Here is an 18,773-nt window from a genome sequence, read left to right as displayed (position 1 = left end):
TCCCTCCGGCCCTCCCGCCCACGGTGACCCGGGGCGGCATCATGCCCACCTCTATGCCCGGCCCCAGCCCCCGCTAAGCAGATCGGCGCCGCCGGCGGGGATGCGGGCCCGTACGAGGAAGCCGCCGCCCGCCTGCCGGTCGGCGCTGAACGCGCCGCCGAGGGCGTCGACGCGTTCGCGGAGGCCAGCCAGGCCGCGCCCGCTCCCGCCCAGAGAGGCGGTCCTGGAGACGGCGCCGTCGGTGCTGACCTCCACGCTGATCTCCTGCTCGCCGTAACGCACGCGGACGACGGTACGGCTGCCGTGCGCGTATTTGAGCGCGTTCGTCAGGGCCTCCTGGACGACCCTGTAGGTGACGAACTCGGCGCTGCCCGCCGACTCCGCCGGGCTTCCCTCCTCGGTGAACTCCACCGGCTGCCCGGCCCGCCGGGTCTGCTCCACGAGCGTGCGCAGCTCGCCCGGGGAGCTCGCGCCGACGTCGGTGTCGTGGTCGGGCTTGAGCAGGTCGAGCATGTGCCGCAGGTCGGTGATGGCCCGCCGCCCGGTGTCGGTGACGGCGCTGAGCGTCGTGTCGAGGCGGTCGGGGGCGGCGGTCAGGTAGCGGGCCGCCTCCGCCTGGACGACCATCGCCGTCACGTGGTGGGTCACCACGTCGTGCAGCTCGCGGGCGATCCGGGTGCGCTCGGCGGCGCGGGCGGCCTCGGCGGCGTGGCGGCGGCGCTCCGCCTCGGCGGCTCGGGTGGCGCGCAGCCAGGCGCCGATGCCCCAGGCGAGGGCCAGCGCCAGGTAGAAGATCACGTAGCCGTCCGCCTTCTCGGTCGCGCCGAGCCGGTCGACCGCGATCGCGAGGGGCACGTACGCGGCGGTGAGCAGCCCTGCCGCGACCCGCCGGCCGCGTTCGAGATGGGCGCCCGCGCTGATGAGCGCGATGGGCATCGCGTTGCTGGCGAACACGTGGTAGCCCCGCAGCTGGTCGAGGGCGAAGCCGAGCGACACCAGGAAGAGGCAGACGGCCGGCCACCGCCGGCGCACGGCCAGCGGGAGGCATTCGAGCACGACCACCAGGACGGCCAGCGCGTCGAAGGGCCGGGTGGGCAGGTCGCCGACCTGTGTCCCCCTGCCGTGGAGGGCGGGCAGCAGGGACGCGCCGGCGAGCAGCAGCCCGAGCGGTAGGTCACGGACCACGACGTCGCATCGCCGCCACAGGTCCGTGACGCGCCGCAGGGTCATCCGTCGAGCGTAGCGTTCGCGCGGCGCCGCAGCGGGACCACGTTGCCGCGCCGGCGGGCCAGCCACATGAACACGACCGTCAGCAGCAGGCCGAACACCACCGCGTACATGCTGCCCTCCGGGCCGAACTCGCCGCCCGTGATCCAGGTGGGCCCCGACGTCACGCCGTGCAGCAGCCCCTGGGGGGTGCCGTTGCCCGAGACCTCCGCGCCGAAGATGCCGGCCGCCGCGAAGTTCCAGCCGAAGTGCACCCCGATGGGCACCCACAGGGTGCGGGTGGCGGCGTAGGCGGCGGCGAGCATGCCGCCCGCCTCGATCGCGATGGCGATCGCGCCCCACAGGGTGGCGTGCGGGTTGAACAGGTGCGACGCGCCGAACAGCAGCGCGGTCAGCGTCAGCGCGAGCCACGTTCCGACGCGTTCCTCGACGAGCCTGAACAGGATCCCGCGAAACAGCAGCTCCTCCGTCACCGCCGCGGCGGCCATGAAGCCGAACACCCCGAGCGCGCCCGTCAGGGATCCCAGGCCGTCGACGTGATAGCCGCCCACGAGGGCGATGTTGAGGATGACGGCCCCGAACAGGGCGCCGCCGATCAGCAACCCCCGGAGGACGGCGGGGACGGCCCCTTGCCTGCCCACCTCCACCGGGTCGCGACGCTCGGACCAGCGCACCACGCGGGCGTACACGTACACGGCGAGCGCGGCCGTCGCGACGCCGACGAGCAGGGTGAGGATCCAGATCCCCTGCACCGCGCCGGCGAGCGCGCCACCGACGAAGGCGACCAGCGCGACGGGGACCAGCTGTTTCAACAACCGCATGACGACTTCCTCACCTGGGGGGACTTCGCGACGGGCATCGTCGCGTCATGCCCGTAACGCTAGGGATCCGGCGATCGGAAATCGTCACCGTGCGGCGGACACTCGCGGGTAGCTCGCACGAGGGACAGGCGCGGGCCGGTCAGAACGCGGTGCCGCCGGCGTCCACGTGGAGGGTGGTGCCGGTGATGTAGGAGGCGCGCGGGGAGACGAGGAAGCAGATCGCCTCGGCGATCTCGTGCGGTGCGGCCGTGCGGGTGAGGCCCAGGCTCCTGGCGACGCCCTCGTTGCCCTCCTCGCCCCACTCGGCCAGCACCCCTTCGGTGCGGGTGGGGCCGGGGGCGACGCTGTTGACCCGGACGCCGCCATCAGCGAACTCCAGCGCCCACGTGCGGGTCAGCGACGCCAGCGCCGCCTTGGACGCGCTGTAGGCCGAGGCGCCGGAGAACCCCCGGTGCGCGGCGAGCGTGGTGACGTTGACGATGCTGCCCCCGCCCCGCTCGATCATGTGCGGGACGAGCGCGGCGACCAGGAAGTAGGGGCCGCGGACGTTGGTGTCGAAGACGTGGTCGTAGCCCTCCACGCTCTGTTCGAGGGTGGGCGCGACGGGGAAGGCGCCGGCGTTGTTGACGAGGATGTCGACCGGGCCGCCGCTGCGGCTCAGCTCGGCGACCGAGTCGAGGTCGGCCAGGTCGGACGGGACGAAGCGGACCTCGCCGTCCTCCCGCATGGCGTCCACGGCGTCCTTGCCGCGCCGGGCGTCGCGGCCGGTGATGACGACGCCGGCGCCCGCGCGGGCCAGCAGGCGGGCGGTCGCCAGGCCGATGCCGGAGGTGCCGCCGGTGACCAGGGCGGTCTTGCCGCGCAATTCCATGCCGAATCTCCTTTCTTTGCTTTTCCGGTTTTCAGCCCATCGGGAATTCGCCGCCGTCCACGATGAGATTTCTGCCGGTGAGCCAGCCCGCCCGCTCCGAGACGAGGAACAGCACCGCGTGCGCGATGTCGTCCGGATGGCCGTCACGGCCGAGCGGCGGGGTGGCGCCGGCGGCGTCGCCGCCGACGCCCGTGCGGGCGGCCACCTCCGCCCACTGCGCCCGCGTCCGCTCACCTCCGGGGGTGGCGACCCGGCCGGGAGACACGGTGTTCACGCGGACGCCGTGCGGGGCCAGCTCGGCGGCGAGCCCGCGGCTGTAGGTCTCCAGCGCCGCCTTCGCCGCCACGTAGTGCAGGAACGACGACGCCTCCGGGGTGAGGACGGCGGCCGAGGAGATGTGCACGATCGCCCCCGAACCGCGCTCCCGCATGCCCGGCGTCAGCAGGGAGTCCAGGCGTACCGACGCCAGCAGGTTCAGGTCCAGCGCGTCCTGCCACTCCTCGTCGGGGATGGCCGCACTGCCCTCGTACGGGCGCGCGCCGCCCGCGTTGTGCACCACGACGTCCACGCCGCCGAGCACGTCCTGGGCGGCCGCGGCCAGCGCCTCGGCCCCGGCCTTGGTGCGCACGTCGGCCCGCACGAAGGAGGCGCCCTCCGGCGCGGTGCCCGTCGCGGCTCTGGCGGTGGTGAGCACGTCGGCGCCCGCTTCGAGGAGCCGGCTGACGATGGCCGCGCCGATGCCGCGGGTGCCGCCCGTCACCAGGGCCCGCTTTCCCGCGAGTTCCTTTTCGAATCCGGACATGCCACAAGCCTTTCGAACAGGGAAAAGGGAGCTGCGCGGAAAAGCTCGCCGCGCTGTTCAGAAAGCTACGCCCGGAAAAGAAGGAGAAGCAAAGAGGAAAAGGCGACGGGGGCCATAGGACATTCCTATGGCCCCCGTCCGGTCAGCCGGCCGGTCAGCCATCCGGTCAGCCGCCCGGTCAGCCGGCCGGAAGGGCCCGGCGGATGGCGGCCACGTCCGCGCCCACCTCGGCGGGGGTGGCGCCGTCGAGGGCGCGGCGCATGAGGGCGGAGGCGACCACGACGCCGTCCGCGTACGCGCACGCCTGCGCGGCCTGCTCCGGCGTCGAGATGCCGAACCCGAGCAGCACCGGGCAGGTGGTCAGCTCGCGCAGCCGCCCCGCGAGCGGCCCGGCGGAGTCGGCGAGCGCGGCCCGCTCGCCGGTGGTGCCCATGACGGTGACGCCGTAGACGAAGCCACGGCTGCGCTCCGCGATGCCGCGCAGCCGGGCCGGCGCGGTCGTGGGCGCGGCCAGCAGCACGAGGTCGACGCCGGCGGCGGTGGCGGCCTCGGAGAGCGGGCCGGCCTCGTCGTGCGGGACGTCGGGCACGATCAGCCCCGTGACGCCCGCCTCGGCCAGCCGCTCGCAGAACGCCCGCGCACCCGTACGGAAGACCAGGTTGGCGTACGTCATGACGGCGAGCGGCACGCCGGGGTTCGCCGTGGAGAGCTCGGCGAGGAGGCGGCTGGGGGTGGCGCCCCGGCGCAGCGCCCGGTCCGACGCCTCCTGGATGGTGCCCCCGTCGAGCATGGGGTCGGAGAACGGCAGGCCGACCTCGATCGCGTCGGCGCCGGCGTCGGCGTAGGCGCGCAGGTAGTCGGGCCAGTCGGCGGTCAGGCCCGCGGTCACGTACGGGACCAGGAGCGATCGCCCGGCGTCGCGGCGCGCTCTCAGGTGCGTTTCCAGCGTGCCCATGCTCATCTTGGGCGGCCGGGTGCTCATGTCAGCCTCGGGAGCCGGCCGCGCGCTCATATCAGCCTCGCGAGCTGGTCGGCGTCCTTGTCGCCGCGGCCGGACAGGGTGACGAGCACCGTCGAGCCCGCCGGCAGGTCGGGCGTGCCGGCCGCCTTGAGCACCCAGGCCAGGGCGTGCGCCGATTCGAGCGCCGGGAGGATGCCTTCGGTGCGGGCCAGGCGCGCGACCGCCGCGACGGCCTCGTCGTCGGTGACGGAGACGTACGTGGCGCGGCCGGTGTCGGCGAGGTGGGCGTGCTCGGGCCCCACCCCCGGGTAGTCGAGGCCGGCGGAGATGGAGTGCGCCTCCTGGATCTGGCCGTCCTCGTCCTGGAGGACGTAGGAGTGGAACCCGTGCAGCACGCCGGGCTCGCCGCCGGCCACCGCCGCCCCGCCCGCGGGCTCGACGCCGACGAGCCGGGCGGGCGTGTCGACGAACCCGGCGAACGTGCCGGCCGCGTTGGAGCCGCCGCCCACGCACGCCACGACCACGTCGGGCACGGCGCGGGGCAGCAGGCTCGCGCACTGCCCGCGGGCCTCCTCGCCGACCACGCGCTGGAACTCGCGGACCATCCACGGGTAGGGGTGGGGGCCCATCACGGAGCCGATGCAGTAGTGCGCGTCGTCGGCCGCCGCGACCCAGTGCCGCAGCGCCTCGCTGCAGGCGTCCTTGAGGGTACGGCTGCCGCCGGAGACGCCGACGACCTCGGCGCCGAGCAGGCGCATGCGGAAGACGTTGAGCTGCTGGCGCTCCATGTCGCGCTCGCCCATGAAGACGGTGACACCCAGGCCGAGCAGCGCCCCGGCGGTGGCGGTGGCCACGCCGTGCTGGCCGGCTCCCGTCTCGGCCAGCAGGCGTGTCTTACCCATGCGCCGGGCGAGCAGGGCCTGCCCCAGCACGTTGTTGATCTTGTGGGACCCGGTGTGGGTCAGGTCCTCCCGCTTGAGGAGCAGGGTCACGCCCAGGTCGGCGGACAGGCGCAGGGCCGGCGTGACGGGCGTGGGGCGGCCGGCGTACAGCTCCAGGGTCTGGCTCAACGCCGCGCGGAACGCCGGGTCGTCCCAGGCGTCGCGGAACGCCTCCTCGAGCTCCTCGCAGGCGGTGATGAGCGTTTCCGGCACGTACCGCCCGCCGAACCGGCCGAAGCGGCCGCTGGGGCCCGGGTCGCTCATGGCGGAGCGACGCCGGTGCATCAGGTCGTCGCCCGGGCCTCGCAAGGCGATGCTCATGTTGGCCTCCGTTCTAGAACTGTAAGCAAAGTATTGATGAGCCGGGCACGCCCGCGCAAGCTCGGGGCGGGCCGATACGATGGGCGGCCATGGACAAGTCGGGTGACGGCGGGAGCCCTCAGCGGCCGAAGTACCGGATTCTGCAGGACGAGCTGTCCGACCGGATCCGGCGCGGCGTCTACCGTCCCGGCCAGGCACTTCCCCCGCAGCGCCAGCTCGCGGCCTCGCTCGGAGTGACGCTCATGACGCTCCGGCAGGCCCTGCGCGGCCTGTCCGACCAGGGGCTCGTGGTCCAGGAGCCGGGCCGGGGCACGTTCGTGAGCCCGCCGCTGGCCGCGTACCGGCTGGAAAGCCTGCGCAGCCTCGCCGACGAGCTGCGCGCGCAGGGGCGCGAGGTCGTCACGCGGGTGCTGTCGGCCCAGGTGCGCAGGCTGCCCGCCGGGGTGGCCGCCGAGCTGGGCGCCGACGCCGGCGCGCGCGGGCTGCGGCTGGAGCGGGTCCGCCTCGTGGACGGCGATCCGGCGGTGCACCAGGTCTCATGGGTGCCCGAGCCGTACGCCACGAAGATCAGGGACGCCGACTTCGCGGCCACCCCGCTCTACCACGCGCTGGCCACCAGGTGCGAGGTCGCCATCGCCGCCGCCACCGAGTCGATCAGGCCCGTCGTGCTGCCCGCGCGGGTGGCGGAGCTGCTGCGGCTGCCCGCCGGCGGCGCCGCGTTCGCCAGCGAGCGGATCACGCGCGGGGTGGACGGCGCCGCCCTCGTGCACGACCAGGCCACCATCGACGGCAGCCGCATGCTCATCCGCGCCGATCGCCTCGCCCACTCCATGTCCCTGCAGTGGAGCCTGGCCGCGTCCGGCTGAATTCGACGATCCGCCGCCAGCCCGCCGGGCTCAGCGCGTAGTCGGCCACGCTGCCCGAGGCGAACCATCGCCACAGGTCAGGACGCACGAGGGCGGCGGTCGTGGCGGCGGCGAGCTCCGCCAGGATCGCGCGGCGCCGCCCCGAGCGCTCGGCGGCGCCCAGGACGGCCAGCAGGAGCTGGTGGGTGCGCACGCCGGGCACCGACGCGGGCTGCGGGACGGGCGAGCGGCCACGGGCCAGGTCGAGCAGCGGCGTGACGAGGTCCACGCCCGACAGCAACGCGTTCACCGGCTCGACCAGCCGCGGGTTGACGTCGATGAGAACCGGGCCGTCCGGGCCGAGTATGACGTCGGCCGACAGCGCGCCGTGCCAGCGCAGCTCGCCCCCCAGCCGCTCCACGTGCCGGCGCACCTCGGGCAGCAGGACGCTCCGCTTGCGGCCGGCGCCGCCCCTGGCCCCTTCGCCCGCCCGTACGCAGGCGTGGAAGGCGATCGGCTCGCCCGCCGCGAACACCGCCTGCACCATCACCAGCGGCCCCGGCACCTCCTCCTGCACGCGGCGTACGTGCCGGGTGAAGGCGCAGACGCACAGCCGGTCGGGGGACAGCACCTCGACGCCGCCCGCGCCGAATGCCTCATCAGCACCGCCGTCCTCGGCTTCGCCAGGAGCGAGGCCGCCGGCCGCTTCGACCACCACCCGCAGGACGTGCGGGACGCCGACTTCGCCTGCCTGCTCACCACCCTGGGCACGACCGTCCGCATGTGGACGGTGCGGTCAAGCGGCGGCGACGACCGGACGCCGGGCGGTCAGGCGGCGGCCGAGACGCTGCAGCGGCTGCTCGACCAGCCGGTGGCTCAGCCAGCACGCCGGCAGGAGCACCGCGAGGAAGGCCGCGCCGACGCCGAGCTGGGCGGGCAGCGGTGACCAGCGCATCTCCCCCACCAGCTCCATGATGACGAGCAGGATCGGCAGGTGCACCAGGTAGAGCGAGTAGCTGACGGTGCCGAGCCACGTCAGAGCCGCGGGAACGCGCCGGCCCCGCGCCGCCATCGCGACGGCGAACGTAAGGCCCGCCAGGACGATCGTCAGGCCCCACCGGTCCGGGCGCACCCACCACCAGCCGGCGTTGAGCGCCCACATCGGCGTCGAGCCCACCAGCACGGCGACCACGCCGACCGGCCACAAGCGGCCCTCGCCGCCCTCCCACCGGCGGATCGCGGTGCCGGTGAACATGACCGCGATCATCGCCGCGCCGAACCACGGCACCCGGCTGCTCGCCATCAGCGCCAGCGCCATCGCGCCCAGGACGTACACCGCGGCCGTGCCGCCGCGCCCCGCGAGCACGCAGGCCAGCCCGGCCACGAACACGGCGCACGACACCCACGCCGGCCACGCGCCCACCACCGGCGGCCCCGCCAGCAGCAGGCCCGCGCCGGCCGCGAGCAGTGCGAACAGCACCGGCACGATCCCCCACCGGTCGCGCCGCCCCGTCGCGAACAACGCCACGGCCAGCAGGTAGAAGAGCATCTCGTACGAGAGCGTCCACATGGTGTTGAGGACGCCGGCCGAGCCCACCGCGTCCATCAGCATCGTGGCGTGCGCGGCCACCGCCGAGCCGTCCCTCGGCACCTCGGGCCGGATCGGGATCCACCAGGCCAGGGCCAGGACCACGGCGATGACCGCGAGATAGAGCGGATAGAGGCGGAACAGGCGGCCGATCCAGAACGCCCGCACGTCGCCGTGGCGCTCCAGCGACGTCGGGATGATGTAGCCGCTCACCAGGAAGAACACCAGCACGCCGTACACACCGAGGTTGAACGACGTGGGCCGTAACCAGGGCATCGCCCAGGTCGTCAGGTGCTCGCCCACGACCGCCAGGGCGCCGACGCCACGTAAGGCGTCCAGCCAGGCGAGCCGGTGGACTGTTCGGGAGGGTTGGTGGGGGGCGGTCGCCATATGCCCCAACGTATCGGAGCTACATGGCGGGGCCGACCCCGCAAGGGGCTTCCTTGCCTCCGGTAAGGCGAAGATCCTCTTTCGAGTAGTTCGCGAGAATAATTCACGATTCTGGACCGGCTGCGACTCTTGCGCCATCACCCTTTTAGAGTCACCAGAGCAGTAATGTGAAATTGGATTCGGTTGCAACGTCTGAGACAGACGTGAAACATTCTCCCATGAGCCCATCAGCCTCGCGGGCGAATACCTTCGTGGCCGATTTGAGCCCCGCCGTCGGACAAGAACTGCCAACGAGAACGAAGGCGACCGATGAACGACAGTAGATTGTCCGCACTCGCCACCTCCCTCTGGTCGGCCGTCCAGCTGGGCGGTGCGGAGCCGGACGAGGAGACCGAGGGCGTCCTTGACCAGTTGTGGCGCAGGCTGCGCGAGCACCGCAGACGCAAGGGCTTCTACGAGACCCCCGTCAACCGGGAGGAGCTGTACCTGAGCCTGCTGGACCTGCTGCTCGACGAGGACGCCGCCCGGTCCCTCGTCGCCCGCTTCGAGTACGGGACGTGAAACGCGGCACCGGGCGGACCGTCACGAGTCCTCTTCGTCGTCCTCCCAGTCGTCGTCCTCGTCGTCCCACAGGTCGCTGGGCTCCAGGGGGTGCTCGTCGTCGATGAGGGAGTCGTCCACGTCACGTCGCCAGGCGTGGCTGTCGTCGGGGTCGGCCCACATCAGCTCGGTGATCCTGGGGACGGGAATGGTGGCCTGGCGGTGGTCGACCATCCAGGAGTTGCGGAAGAAGTCGAAGCTGAGGTGGCGGCAGCCGTTGGACTCGTGGTGGAGGATCGGCGGGACGAGGAGTTGCTGCACGCCGACCCGGGCGGCGGTGACGACGTAGTCCTCGGGGATGGATTCGTCGTTCCAGCAGGCGGCGAAGTTGACCGGGGTGAGGGCGGTCTTGCCGAGCACGTGGATGAGGTCGCCGTCGATGACGAAGCGGTCCGGGTCGAGGGCCACGTCCTCGCCGAGCATGAGGATGGGGGCGGGCAGGATGTGGGCCTTGGCGAACGACTGCGCGTCCTCGTAGAGCTTGATGACGTCGTCGAAGCGGGTGGGGTCGAAGCGGCCGGAGGAGTGGAACGGGCAGCAGTTGGCGCCGTCGGGGCGCTCCGGGTCGGGGAAGAAGGCGGATTTGTCCACCTGGGTCGTGACCGAGAGGGCGGGGTGCTGGTCGCGGAGGAAGTCCGGGATCCACGCGGCGTCCTCGGCCTCGATGACCTCCGTCCGGCACAGGGCGCGGAACGGCGTGTCGCCGAGCTTGCAGTTGAAGTAGTCGAGCAGGGTGACGGCCGCGCACTCCGCCGCCGGCAGGGCGTCGGTCGCGGGGAACCAGAAGTCGTAGCCGTTGGTGACGAAGTGCAGGCCGCGGAACTCCTTGTGCACGAAGGTCTCGCGGGCCGGGCCGTCGCCGAGGCCGCTCCAGTGGGCGGCGGCCACCTGGTTGTAGTACGCGTCGGCGTGCCGGGCCAGCTCGGGGGCGAACACGCTCTCGCCGGTCAGGTAGCACGCCTTGCTGAACAGCGCGCCGATCTCCGGTTGCTCGGTGACCTCGCCGGCGGCGAAGACGAGCTCGGTGCGCAGGAACACCTTGCGGCCGTCGCGGTAGGGGGCGCCCTCGTGCTCGTACCGCTGGTCGAAGATGACGCACGTGAACGGGCCGATCTCGGCGAGCGCGGCGCCGCCGGCCAGGTCCAGCGCCGGTGAGCCGGTGCCGCCGGTCACGTACAGGAGCAGCGTGTAGCGGGAGATGTGCCCGCGCGCGGCGTCGTAGTACGGGGTGTCCCGGTGCAGGTGGAAGTTGGCGTCGCCGGGCTCGAAGGCGTTGCACCGGAACACCGGGTTCACGTGCGAGAAGCCCTCCGCCACGGACGGCGGCAGCGCGTCGGCGACGGCCGCGGTCAGCGCCTCGGCCAGGAGCGCCGAGTGGAAGATGAAGCGTTCGCCGCCCCGGGAGGCGGCGTTCAGCGGCGGCACGTACAGGCCGAGCGCGTCCAGCCGGGCCAGCCGGTCGCGGGCCTGCTCGGGCAGGCGCAGCGCGTACGAGAGCACGCCTTCCGCGTGCTCGGTGCCCCCGTCGAGCTCCATCTCCAGCGGGACGCTCTCGAAGAGGCGGTCGAGCGGGACGATGTTCTCGAACGTGCGGAACGACAGCTCGTGCGGGTCCGCGAACACCGCCGCCAGGTACGGCGCCTGCGCGCTGGGCCGGGCGAACAGCTCCCGCACCCGCTCGTCGATGAGCTCGGCGTCGATGAAGCGCACAGCCTTGAACCGGGCCGTCGGATGCCAGCAGACGTCCAGCCCGTCGACCGTCGCGGCGGGGGCGGCGTCGGCCGCGTCCACCTCCGCGCGGTAGCGGGCGACCTCCTCGGCGGGGGCGTTCCCGGCCGACAGGACGAAGAAGCGGTCCCGAAGTTCGATGCTCACACGCACCTCCACATACTCCGCAGCCCCGGCGGAAGATTCGCGGCCTGTGCCAGTTCCCGGACGCCGTCCTCGCCCACGTCGGAGTCGTACAGCCACAACCGGGTGAGGGAGCAGGCGAACGGGGCGGCGAGCAGGGCCCGCGCGCCCGCCTCGCCGAGGTCGTTGTATCGCAGGTCCAGCTCGGTCAGCTCGGTGAGCCGGTGCAGGGAGCGCACGCCGTCGGCGGTCAGCCTGTTGCGTTGCAGGTGCAGGCGGCGCAGCCCGGCGAGCTGGGGGCGGGCCGCCAGCGCGGCGAGGCCGGTGTCGGCGACGCGGCAGTAGCGCAGGTCGAGTGCCCGCAGCCGGTCCGAGACGAACAGGCCGGCGAGGAACTCGGCGCCGTCGAAGCCGACGCTGAGGTAGGACAGGTCGAGCTCGGTGAGCCGGCCGAGGTCGAGCCCGGCCAGGGCCCGCACGTCGAGGCGGCCCGGGCGCGGCGCGCCACGGTCGACCGCGAGGTCCCACCCGTCCTCGTCCTCCTCGTCCCAGTCCTCGTCCCACTCCTCGTCGTCATCGTCATCGTCCGCCGCGTTCGAGGTGAGCCTCAGCGTGGTGACGAACGGGGCGCGCAGCACCTGCTCCACGACCTCGCGGACGTCGTCCGACCAGGTGACGGCCACCTCCGTGGCGAAGCCGTAGCGCCGGGAGCGCACGCGCGCCGCGCCCGGCAGCCCGTCGTCCCACCGGTCCTCGTGCTCCGCCACGAGGTCGGCGATCTCGCGCTCCAGCGCGGGGCGGTCGGCGGGGCGGGTGCGGGGCAGGCGCTGCTCCAGGCGGATCAGCGTGCCTCGGGCGTCGCCCCGCTCCAGCAGCCGGTCACTGTACGCGTGCCAGGCGGTGAGGTCGTCGGGATGCGCCCGTAGTGCTTCCTCGATGGCCATGACTTTCATTCGAACGAATGTACGAAATATACTCGACATGTCAAGACAAAGTCCCGATAAGCTACCGCCGAAATGACCTTGGCCGCAGGCGTTTCGCCCAGAACGAGCGCCCGATCGCACGGGCCACGCACGACATGGGAGGTCCCCCCTGTGAACACACCGCTGGTGGAGGAGGAGCAGGCGTTCGAGGCCGCCCGCGCCCGTTACCAGGAGATCGGGGTGCCCTTTCCCGAGTGCGTGGTGCGGGTGTCCTCGCCGCTGGCCGGCACGTTCGCGGCGCCGATCGCCGCCTGCCTGGCCACCGGGCATCGCAACCGGCGCGTCCTGGACTCGGTCCTCCGCGCGGTGGACGACACGGCCGGCGAGCGGATCGGCCGGGCCGTGCGCGACGCCGTCGAGGCCGCGACCGCGGGCTCGACCAGGGGTTCGGTGCACGGCGCCGCGGCGACCGCCCTGCACGCCGACCTGCCGGCGGCCAGGGGCCGGGCGAAACGCGACGATCTGTGGGACACCGTGAACGAGGCCGTGGACGCGGACCTGCGGGCGGCGGTGGAGGCGGCCGTCGGCGGGGCGCGGCAGGACACGATCCGCGGCGAGATCCGCCGGCTGTGGCGGGCCCGCCTGCCTGCCCCCGGCGTCTGGTGGTGGTGGCCGTTCCGCGACTTCGTCCTGTTCTGCCCGCCTCCGAGCGACGTGCACCGGGAGCCGGCCGGCGAGGACGAGCAGGCCAGGCCGCGCCTCCACCGCGCCGACGGCCCGGCGGTCGCCTGGAAGGACGGGTTCGGGCTGTGCTTCTGGCGCGGCACGCACGTCCCCCCGGCCGTCGTCGACGACACGCTCACCGCCGACGAGATCATCCGCGAGCCCAACGCCGAGATCCGCCGCTGCGCCATCGAACGCCGCGGCTGGGACCGCTTCGTCATCGAGGCCCGCCTCGACCAGATCGGCCCCGCCGTGCCCGACCCCGGCAACCCCGGCCAGACGCTCACCCTGCACGACGTGCCCCCGGGCGTCTACCCCACGAACGTGCGGGTCCTGCTGTGCACGAACGGCACCGTCGAGCGGGACGGCACCCGCCGCCGCTTCGGCCTCACCGTCCCCGCCGCCTGCACCGACCCCATCGAGGCCGCCGCCTGGACCTACGGCCTCACCCCCGCCCAGTACGCCCAGGCCCAGCGCCGATCCTGACCCCCAAAGGAGCCCTTCACCCGATGCTCACCATCGAACAGGCCATCGCCACCTTCGGCGTCACCGTGGACGAGCACCTCGACCGGCAGGCCGAGATCCCCGTGCTGTCCGGGCTGCAGTTCCAGGGCGACGTGGCCGTGGTGCCGGTCACCTCGGCGCCGGCCCGTACCCCGATCCCCGCCGAGGGCGTGCCGGTCGTGCGCGGCCAGGCCCAGGCCAACACGCACCTCCTGGTCGCGACCGGGCCCGCGTTCTTCACCCCCGACCGGTCCGGGCGCGCGCTGACGCTCGGCGTGCTGACCGTCGAGGAGGGCGCGACCGCGTACCTGGCGCATCCGGAGCACGCCTACGCCGGCATCGCGCCCGGCACGTACGAGCTGCGCCGGCAGCGCGAGCAGGCGGACCAGACCCGGCTCGTCGCCGACTGAGAGCAGCAGGGGCCGACCCGGCAACGGCCCTCCCTGACCGCGCCTCTTGACCGATCCTTCCGGCCGACGTATGCACGCCGTAGCGAAGATCCCGAGTCGAGCGCGATCTCCCGGAGGGAAGCCCCGATGTCACCTGACGCCCCTGGCTCGTTGCCCCGCCCGACCCGCCGGACCGTTCTGGCGGGCGGCGCCGGCGCCGCCCTCGCCGCCGCGCTCGCGCCCGCCACGGCCCCGCCGGCGAGGGCCGCGGCGGCGGGCAGGACGACCGTCGCGACCGGCACGGACTTCGCCGTCGCCCCCTCCCCCGACGGCCGCCGGCTGGCGCTCGACCTGCTCGGCGTCCTGTGGGTGTGCTCGGCCTCAGGTGGCACGGCCCGCCGGCTCACCAGCGACCTGTACGACATCGCGCAGCCCGACTGGTCCCCCGACGGCTCCACGATCGTGTTCCAGTCGTACCGCGACGGCGTCTTCAACCTGTGGACGATCCGCCCCGACGGCTCCGCGATCAAGCAGCTCACCACGGGCCCGTTCGACCATCGCGAGCCCCGTTACAGCCCGGACGGCCGCACGATCGCGTACTCCTCCGACAGCGGCGGCAGCTACGGCATCCACCTGCTCGACGTCGCCACCGGGGCGTCGCGCGCGCTGACGGACACGGCGGTGGAGGAGTACGAGCCGGCCTGGTCGCCCGACGGCGCCAAGGTGGCGTTCGTCGTGGCCGACACCAGGATCGACGTGGTGGACGTGGCCACCGGTGCCCGCGAGACCGCCGTCACGGTGCCCGCCGGGCAGGTGATCCACCAGCCGTCGTGGCTGCCGAACGGCACCGACCTCGCCTATCACCTGTTCCGGGCGGGCCAGAACGAGCTCGTCAGCACGTCCGGCACGCTGGTCACGGGCGAGGAGGTCTTCCCGTTCCGCGCCCGGTTCGCCCCGGACGGGCGCTATTTCTACACCGCGTCGGGCACCGTCCGCACCCGCCGGCTGGGGTCGGCGGCGGCGGGCACGGTCGGGTTCGCCGCGGCGCTGACCACGACGACGCCGACGTACCGGAAGCGGGTGCGGGTGTTCGACGCGCCCGGCTCGTTCCCCGTGGCCGGGATCGGCAGCCCGGCCGTCTCGCCGGACGGGTCCACGGTCGCCTTCCGCGCGCTGAACGACATCTACCTGATGCGGATCGGCGAGGCTCCCCGGCCGCTCTTCCGTGACCGCTGGTGGAAGGCCGACCCGGACTTCTCGCCGGACGGGCGGCGGCTGGCGTTCGTCACCGACCGGACGGGAACGCTGAACATCTGGGTGCGCGACCTGGACACCGGCGCCGACCGGCAGCTCACCCACCTGACCGACTCGGCGGCCCTGTCGGTCCGGTGGTCGCCGGACGGCGGGGAGATCGCCTACCTCGACCAGGACGGCGCCCTCTGGGTCCTGGACGTGGCCACCGGCGAGGTCCAGAAGATCTTCAACGCGACGTTCGAGCCGGGCCGGCCCACCTGGTCGCCGGACGGCAGGACGATCGCGCTGGCCGCCGTGGTGCCGTACTCGCGGCGCTACCGCGAGGGCCTGTCGAAGATCCTGCTGGTGGACCGGGCGACGGGCGCGGGCACGTACGTCGATCCGGCGCCGCACCGCTCGTTGCAGACGCGCGGCGACGACGGCCCCGTCTGGTCGCCGGACGGCACCATGCTCGCCTTCGCCATGGAGTCGGTGCTGTGGGTCCTGCCCGTGGACGGCGCCGGGCGGCCGGCGGGCCGCGCCCGCCAGGTGACCCGCGAGGTGTCGGACGCGCCCGTCTGGGCGGGCGGCTCAAGCACCCTCCTCTACCTGAACGGCGGGCGGCTGCGCACCGTCCGCGTGGACGGCACCGCGACCCGCACCGTCCCGCACCGCCTGACCTGGCGCAACGACCCCGGCCCCGAGCAGGTGGTGGTCCACGCCGGCCGCATGTGGGACGGCGTCTCCCGGACCGTCGCCCGCGACGTGGACATCGTCGTGCGCGGCCAGCGGATCGTCGCGGTGGAGCCGCACCGCGACGGGCGGCCCGGCACGCTGATCGACGCCAGTGACCGGTTCGTCATGCCGGGCCTGATCGACATCCACCACCACCGCGAGATGCAGGGGTACGCCTACGGCTCGCGGCAGGGCCCGCTGTGGCTGGCCCTCGGCATCACGACCACGCGCTCGCCGGGCTCACCGGCGTACCACATGGTGGAGGAGCGCGAGTCGGTGCAGTCGGGCGCGCGGCTCGCGCCGCGTTACCTGGCGACCGGCGAGGCCATCGACGGGCCGCGCATCTACTACAACTTCATGCGCCCGACGTTCGGCCACGACCAGCTCCGCCTGGAGCTGGAGCGGGCCGCCGCCCTCGACTACGACCTGATGAAGTGCTACGTGCGGCTGCCGGTCGTCTGGCACAAGGAGGTGATCGACTGGGCCCACCGGCGGGGCAAGCCGGTCACCTCGCACTACCACTACCCGGCGATCGCGATGGGCGGCGACCAGACCGAGCACGTCGGGGCGACGAGCCGGTTCGGCTACTCCCGCACGGTCACGAACGTCGGCTCGGCCTACTCGGACGTCATCGCCATGTTCAACGCGTCGAAGATGGCGCGGACGCCCACGTTGTTCAACTCCAGCGCCCTCTACCGGGAGGACACCTCGCTGGCCGACGACGAGCGGGTGCGCCGCCTCTACCCCAACTGGCGGCTGGCGGCGCTCAGAGCCACGGTCGCGACGGCCCAGAACGCCGACCCGGCGGCCATCCAGGTGACGCTGACGAACCTGGCCAACCAGGTCGCGCAGCTCGCCGCCATGATCCGCGGCGGCGGCGTGGTCACCGCCGGCACCGACGCGCCGATCGACCACGTCGCGATCAGCCTGCACATGAACCTGCGGGCCATGGTCAAGTTCGGCCTCACGCCGCTGGAGACGCTCACCTGCGCGACCAGCACGTCCGGCGCCTACCTCGGCCTGCCGCTGGGCAGGATCGGCAAGGGCATGTACGCCGACCTGGCCATCGTCGACGGCGATCCGCTCGCCCGCATCGAGGACGCGGCCAAGGTCACCGCCGTCCTCGTCGGCGGCCGGCACCACACGGTCGAGCAACTCCTCGCGCCGTACCCGTCGGCCACCACCACCGCCGAGGCTCCCGCCAACAAGGTCAAGGAGCCGCTGCCCGCCCACGCGAGCACCGCCGGCTACTGGTGGAACGACCCCGCCGAGCTGGGCAGGGCCCGCGCCTCCTGCTGCGACGACCACTAGGCGGACGGGGTGACCAGCTCGTCGGCCACCCAGCGGGCGACGCCCTCAGGGAAGGGGGCCGGCAGGCCGAGGACGACGTGGCGGAAGCCGGCGTCCAGCGCCTGACCGATCATGTCCCGGGTGGGGCCCGGCCGCTCGTACGAGACCGGCACGTGGATCGAGCGGACGATCGCGGCGGGGTCGCGGCCGATCTCGGCGCAGTAGCGGTCGAGCAGCGCGCTGCGCTGGACGACGTCGTCGAGGTCGCCGCCCGGGATGTTCCAGATGTCGGCGTGCTCGGCGACCACCCGCAGCGTCGCCGACGCGCGCCCGCCGATGACGATCGGCGGGTGCGGGCGCTGGACGGGCTTCGGGTTGCCGTACGCCTGGGTGAGCCGGTGGTGGGTGCCGTCGAAGTCGAACGGCTCGGTCTCGGTCCACAGCCGCTTGATGACGGTGCAGGCCTCGGCGAGGCTCGCCACCGCGTGGGCGGCGTCATGGTACGGCAGGCCGTGCGCGTCGTACTCGCGGCGGGCCATCGGATGGCCGGGACGGGAGCCGGCGCCGATGCCGAAGTCGAGCCGGCCGCCGGAGACGATGTCGACGGTGGTGGCGATCTTGGCGAGGATCGCGGGCGGGCGGAAGCGGTTGCTGGTCACAAGCACGCCGAGCCGCAGCCGCCGGGTCTGCGCGGCCAGGGCGGACAGCAGCGTCCAGCCCTCGAAGGTCGGCCCGTCCGGGTCGCCGAAGATCGGCATGAGGTGGTCGAACAGCCAGGCGTGTTCGATCTGCGGCAGCTCGTCGGCCTCGCGCCAGACGCGCAGCACGTCGTCGTAGCCGACCTGGGAGGGAGCGGTCATGATCCCGAAGCTGGGGCGGGGGTGGTGCGGCATGGGAATCGCCCTTTCAGCGGCGTCTGAGTGCGGGGTCGAGGAGGGCGGGCGGCGTGCTCAGCGGCGGCGGAGCGCCGGGTCGAGGAGGGCGGGCGGGGTGTCGAACTTCTCCTGGGGCGCCAGGTCGAGGCCCGGTGCCACGATCTCGTCGATGGCGTCGAGGACGTCGGCGGGCAGCACGGTGTCGGCGGCGGCGAGCTGCGCGTGCAGGTGGCCGAGCGTGCGCGGCCCGATGATCGCGCTGGTCACGGCCGGGTGCGCGGTCACGAAGCCGAGCGCGAGCTGGATCATGGTGAGCCCGGCCGCGTCGGCGACCTCGGCCAGCCGCTCGACCGCGTCGAGCCGGGCGCGGTTGTGCGGCAGGGACAGGTCGAAGCGCTCGGGCAGGAACGCCGAGCGGTGGGTGGCGACCTCCTGCCCGGCGCGGACGGCGCCCGACAGCCAGCCCGACGCGAGCGGGCTCCACGCCAGCACGCCGAGCCCGTACTCCTCGGTCACCGGCAGGACGTGCGCCTCGATCCCGCGCTGCAGGATCGAGTAGCTGGGCTGCTCGGTGACGTACCGGCCGAGATGGTTCTCCTTGGCGGCCCACTGGGCCTGCACGATGCGGTAGGCGGGGAACGTCGAGGAGCCGAAGTAGCGGATCTTGCCGGCCCGCTGGAGGTCGGTCAGCGCGGACAGCGTCTCCTCGTCGCTGGTCGCCGGGTCCCACCGGTGGAGCTGGTAGAGGTCCACGTGGTCGACGCCGAGGCGGCGCAGGCTGCGCTCCAGCTCGATGGTAAGCCAGCGGCGCGAGCCGCCCTGGTGGTTGCGCTCCTCGCCCATCGGCATGCCGGCCTTGGTGGCGAGCACGATGTCGTCGCGG

Annotated in this window: 17 protein-coding genes; 5 read left to right on the top strand and 12 right to left on the bottom strand. The window is 73.4% G+C overall.

From position 1 onward, the window contains the following. Nucleotides 1-51: 51 nt before the first annotated feature. From HCN51_RS39760 to trpB, 6 genes are all read right to left on the bottom strand, one after another. On the bottom strand, nucleotides 52-1,230 hold the full coding sequence (locus HCN51_RS39760; protein ID WP_168017240.1) for a histidine kinase: 1,179 nt from the start codon (nucleotides 1,228-1,230) through the stop codon (nucleotides 52-54). Continuing rightward, entirely contained in the window at nucleotides 1,227-2,048 is an 822-nt protein-coding gene (locus HCN51_RS39755) for a CPBP family intramembrane glutamic endopeptidase (protein ID WP_168017239.1), read from the bottom strand. The genes HCN51_RS39760 and HCN51_RS39755 overlap by 4 nt, the downstream gene beginning before the upstream one ends. 139 nt (nucleotides 2,049-2,187) lie before the next feature. Beyond that, nucleotides 2,188-2,919: an SDR family NAD(P)-dependent oxidoreductase gene (locus tag HCN51_RS39750; protein WP_168017238.1), complete on the bottom strand. Its 732-nt coding sequence runs from the start codon at nucleotides 2,917-2,919 to the stop codon at nucleotides 2,188-2,190. A gap of 31 nt (nucleotides 2,920-2,950) precedes the next feature. Further along, nucleotides 2,951-3,721: an oxidoreductase gene (locus HCN51_RS39745; RefSeq protein ID WP_168017237.1), complete on the bottom strand. Its 771-nt coding sequence runs from the start codon at nucleotides 3,719-3,721 to the stop codon at nucleotides 2,951-2,953. Nucleotides 3,722-3,899: 178 nt separating this feature from the next. Continuing rightward, nucleotides 3,900-4,676 carry a tryptophan synthase subunit alpha gene (gene trpA, locus HCN51_RS39740; RefSeq protein ID WP_240973747.1) on the bottom strand — a complete coding sequence of 259 codons (777 nt, stop codon included), beginning with the start codon at nucleotides 4,674-4,676 and terminating at the stop codon, nucleotides 3,900-3,902. Between the two features lie 53 nt (nucleotides 4,677-4,729). Beyond that, on the bottom strand, nucleotides 4,730-5,908 hold the full coding sequence (gene trpB / locus HCN51_RS39735; protein ID WP_206068435.1) for a tryptophan synthase subunit beta: 1,179 nt from the start codon (nucleotides 5,906-5,908) through the stop codon (nucleotides 4,730-4,732). A gap of 125 nt (nucleotides 5,909-6,033) precedes the next feature. On the opposite strand from trpB, the gene HCN51_RS39730 reads away from it, so the two are divergent. Further along, nucleotides 6,034-6,810, top strand: a complete 777-nt coding sequence (locus HCN51_RS39730; protein ID WP_168017235.1) for a GntR family transcriptional regulator — start codon at nucleotides 6,034-6,036, stop codon at nucleotides 6,808-6,810. Here HCN51_RS39730 and HCN51_RS39725 read toward each other — a convergent pair. Beyond that, nucleotides 6,746-7,504, bottom strand: a complete 759-nt coding sequence (locus HCN51_RS39725) for an ATP-grasp domain-containing protein (RefSeq protein ID WP_168017234.1) — start codon at nucleotides 7,502-7,504, stop codon at nucleotides 6,746-6,748. The genes HCN51_RS39730 and HCN51_RS39725 overlap by 65 nt on opposite strands. Nucleotides 7,505-7,585: 81 nt before the next feature. Continuing rightward, complete coding sequence (locus HCN51_RS39720) at nucleotides 7,586-8,767, bottom strand: acyltransferase family protein (protein ID WP_168017233.1); 1,182 nt, start codon at nucleotides 8,765-8,767, stop codon at nucleotides 7,586-7,588. Nucleotides 8,768-9,076: 309 nt separating this feature from the next. Here HCN51_RS39720 and HCN51_RS39715 point away from each other — a divergent pair, with 309 nt between their 5' ends. Beyond that, a complete protein-coding gene (locus HCN51_RS39715; protein ID WP_168017232.1) occupies nucleotides 9,077-9,328 on the top strand; it encodes a hypothetical protein in 252 nt (83 codons plus the stop codon). 21 nt (nucleotides 9,329-9,349) lie between these two features. Here HCN51_RS39715 and HCN51_RS39710 read toward each other — a convergent pair whose 3' ends face one another. Both HCN51_RS39710 and HCN51_RS39705 read right to left on the bottom strand, forming a co-directional pair. After that, nucleotides 9,350-11,242: a hypothetical protein gene (locus HCN51_RS39710; protein WP_168017231.1), complete on the bottom strand. Its 1,893-nt coding sequence runs from the start codon at nucleotides 11,240-11,242 to the stop codon at nucleotides 9,350-9,352. Then, nucleotides 11,239-12,171 (bottom strand): TIGR02996 domain-containing protein, encoded by a 933-nt coding sequence (locus HCN51_RS39705; protein ID WP_168017230.1) that lies wholly within the window; start codon nucleotides 12,169-12,171, stop codon nucleotides 11,239-11,241. The genes HCN51_RS39710 and HCN51_RS39705 overlap by 4 nt, the downstream gene beginning before the upstream one ends. Before the next feature lie 141 nt (nucleotides 12,172-12,312). On the opposite strand from HCN51_RS39705, the gene HCN51_RS39700 reads away from it, so the two are divergent. The 3 genes from HCN51_RS39700 to HCN51_RS39690 all read left to right on the top strand — a co-directional run bounded on the left by HCN51_RS39700 (nucleotide 12,313) and on the right by HCN51_RS39690 (nucleotide 17,036). Further along, a complete protein-coding gene (locus HCN51_RS39700) occupies nucleotides 12,313-13,350 on the top strand; it encodes a DUF6745 domain-containing protein (RefSeq protein ID WP_168017229.1) in 1,038 nt (345 codons plus the stop codon). A gap of 23 nt (nucleotides 13,351-13,373) precedes the next feature. Then, complete coding sequence (locus HCN51_RS39695) at nucleotides 13,374-13,778, top strand: hypothetical protein (RefSeq protein WP_168017228.1); 405 nt, start codon at nucleotides 13,374-13,376, stop codon at nucleotides 13,776-13,778. 126 nt (nucleotides 13,779-13,904) lie between these two features. Further along, nucleotides 13,905-17,036 carry an amidohydrolase family protein gene (locus tag HCN51_RS39690; RefSeq protein WP_168017227.1) on the top strand — a complete coding sequence of 1,044 codons (3,132 nt, stop codon included), beginning with the start codon at nucleotides 13,905-13,907 and terminating at the stop codon, nucleotides 17,034-17,036. Here HCN51_RS39690 and HCN51_RS39685 read toward each other — a convergent pair. Next, on the bottom strand, nucleotides 17,033-17,875 hold the full coding sequence (locus tag HCN51_RS39685; RefSeq protein WP_240973746.1) for an LLM class flavin-dependent oxidoreductase: 843 nt from the start codon (nucleotides 17,873-17,875) through the stop codon (nucleotides 17,033-17,035). The genes HCN51_RS39690 and HCN51_RS39685 overlap by 4 nt on opposite strands. A gap of 90 nt (nucleotides 17,876-17,965) precedes the next feature. Next, on the bottom strand, nucleotides 17,966-18,773 hold an 808-nt coding region (locus HCN51_RS39680; RefSeq protein WP_168017225.1), incomplete at its 5' end, for an aldo/keto reductase.

The sequence above is a fragment of the Nonomuraea composti genome (genome assembly GCF_012034275.1).
GTDB lineage: Bacteria > Actinomycetota > Actinomycetes > Streptosporangiales > Streptosporangiaceae > Nonomuraea > Nonomuraea composti.
Note: the sequence above shows the minus strand (reverse complement) of the source record. Positions and strands in the feature narration are given on the sequence as shown.

Coding starts and splice junctions, on each gene's coding strand:
- HCN51_RS39685 (WP_240973746.1), bottom strand. CDS start 17,875: ATGACCGCTCCCTCCCAGGTCGGCTACGACGACGTGCTGCGCGTCTGG.
- HCN51_RS39730 (WP_168017235.1), top strand. CDS start 6,034: ATGGACAAGTCGGGTGACGGCGGGAGCCCTCAGCGGCCGAAGTACCGG.
- HCN51_RS39695 (WP_168017228.1), top strand. CDS start 13,374: ATGCTCACCATCGAACAGGCCATCGCCACCTTCGGCGTCACCGTGGAC.
- HCN51_RS39755 (WP_168017239.1), bottom strand. CDS start 2,048: ATGCGGTTGTTGAAACAGCTGGTCCCCGTCGCGCTGGTCGCCTTCGTC.
- trpB (WP_206068435.1), bottom strand. CDS start 5,908: ATGCACCGGCGTCGCTCCGCCATGAGCGACCCGGGCCCCAGCGGCCGC.
- trpA (WP_240973747.1), bottom strand. CDS start 4,676: ATGGGCACGCTGGAAACGCACCTGAGAGCGCGCCGCGACGCCGGGCGA.
- HCN51_RS39745 (WP_168017237.1), bottom strand. CDS start 3,721: ATGTCCGGATTCGAAAAGGAACTCGCGGGAAAGCGGGCCCTGGTGACG.
- HCN51_RS39760 (WP_168017240.1), bottom strand. CDS start 1,230: ATGACCCTGCGGCGCGTCACGGACCTGTGGCGGCGATGCGACGTCGTG.
- HCN51_RS39690 (WP_168017227.1), top strand. CDS start 13,905: ATGTCACCTGACGCCCCTGGCTCGTTGCCCCGCCCGACCCGCCGGACC.
- HCN51_RS39750 (WP_168017238.1), bottom strand. CDS start 2,919: ATGGAATTGCGCGGCAAGACCGCCCTGGTCACCGGCGGCACCTCCGGC.
- HCN51_RS39720 (WP_168017233.1), bottom strand. CDS start 8,767: ATGGCGACCGCCCCCCACCAACCCTCCCGAACAGTCCACCGGCTCGCC.
- HCN51_RS39715 (WP_168017232.1), top strand. CDS start 9,077: ATGAACGACAGTAGATTGTCCGCACTCGCCACCTCCCTCTGGTCGGCC.
- HCN51_RS39705 (WP_168017230.1), bottom strand. CDS start 12,171: ATGAAAGTCATGGCCATCGAGGAAGCACTACGGGCGCATCCCGACGAC.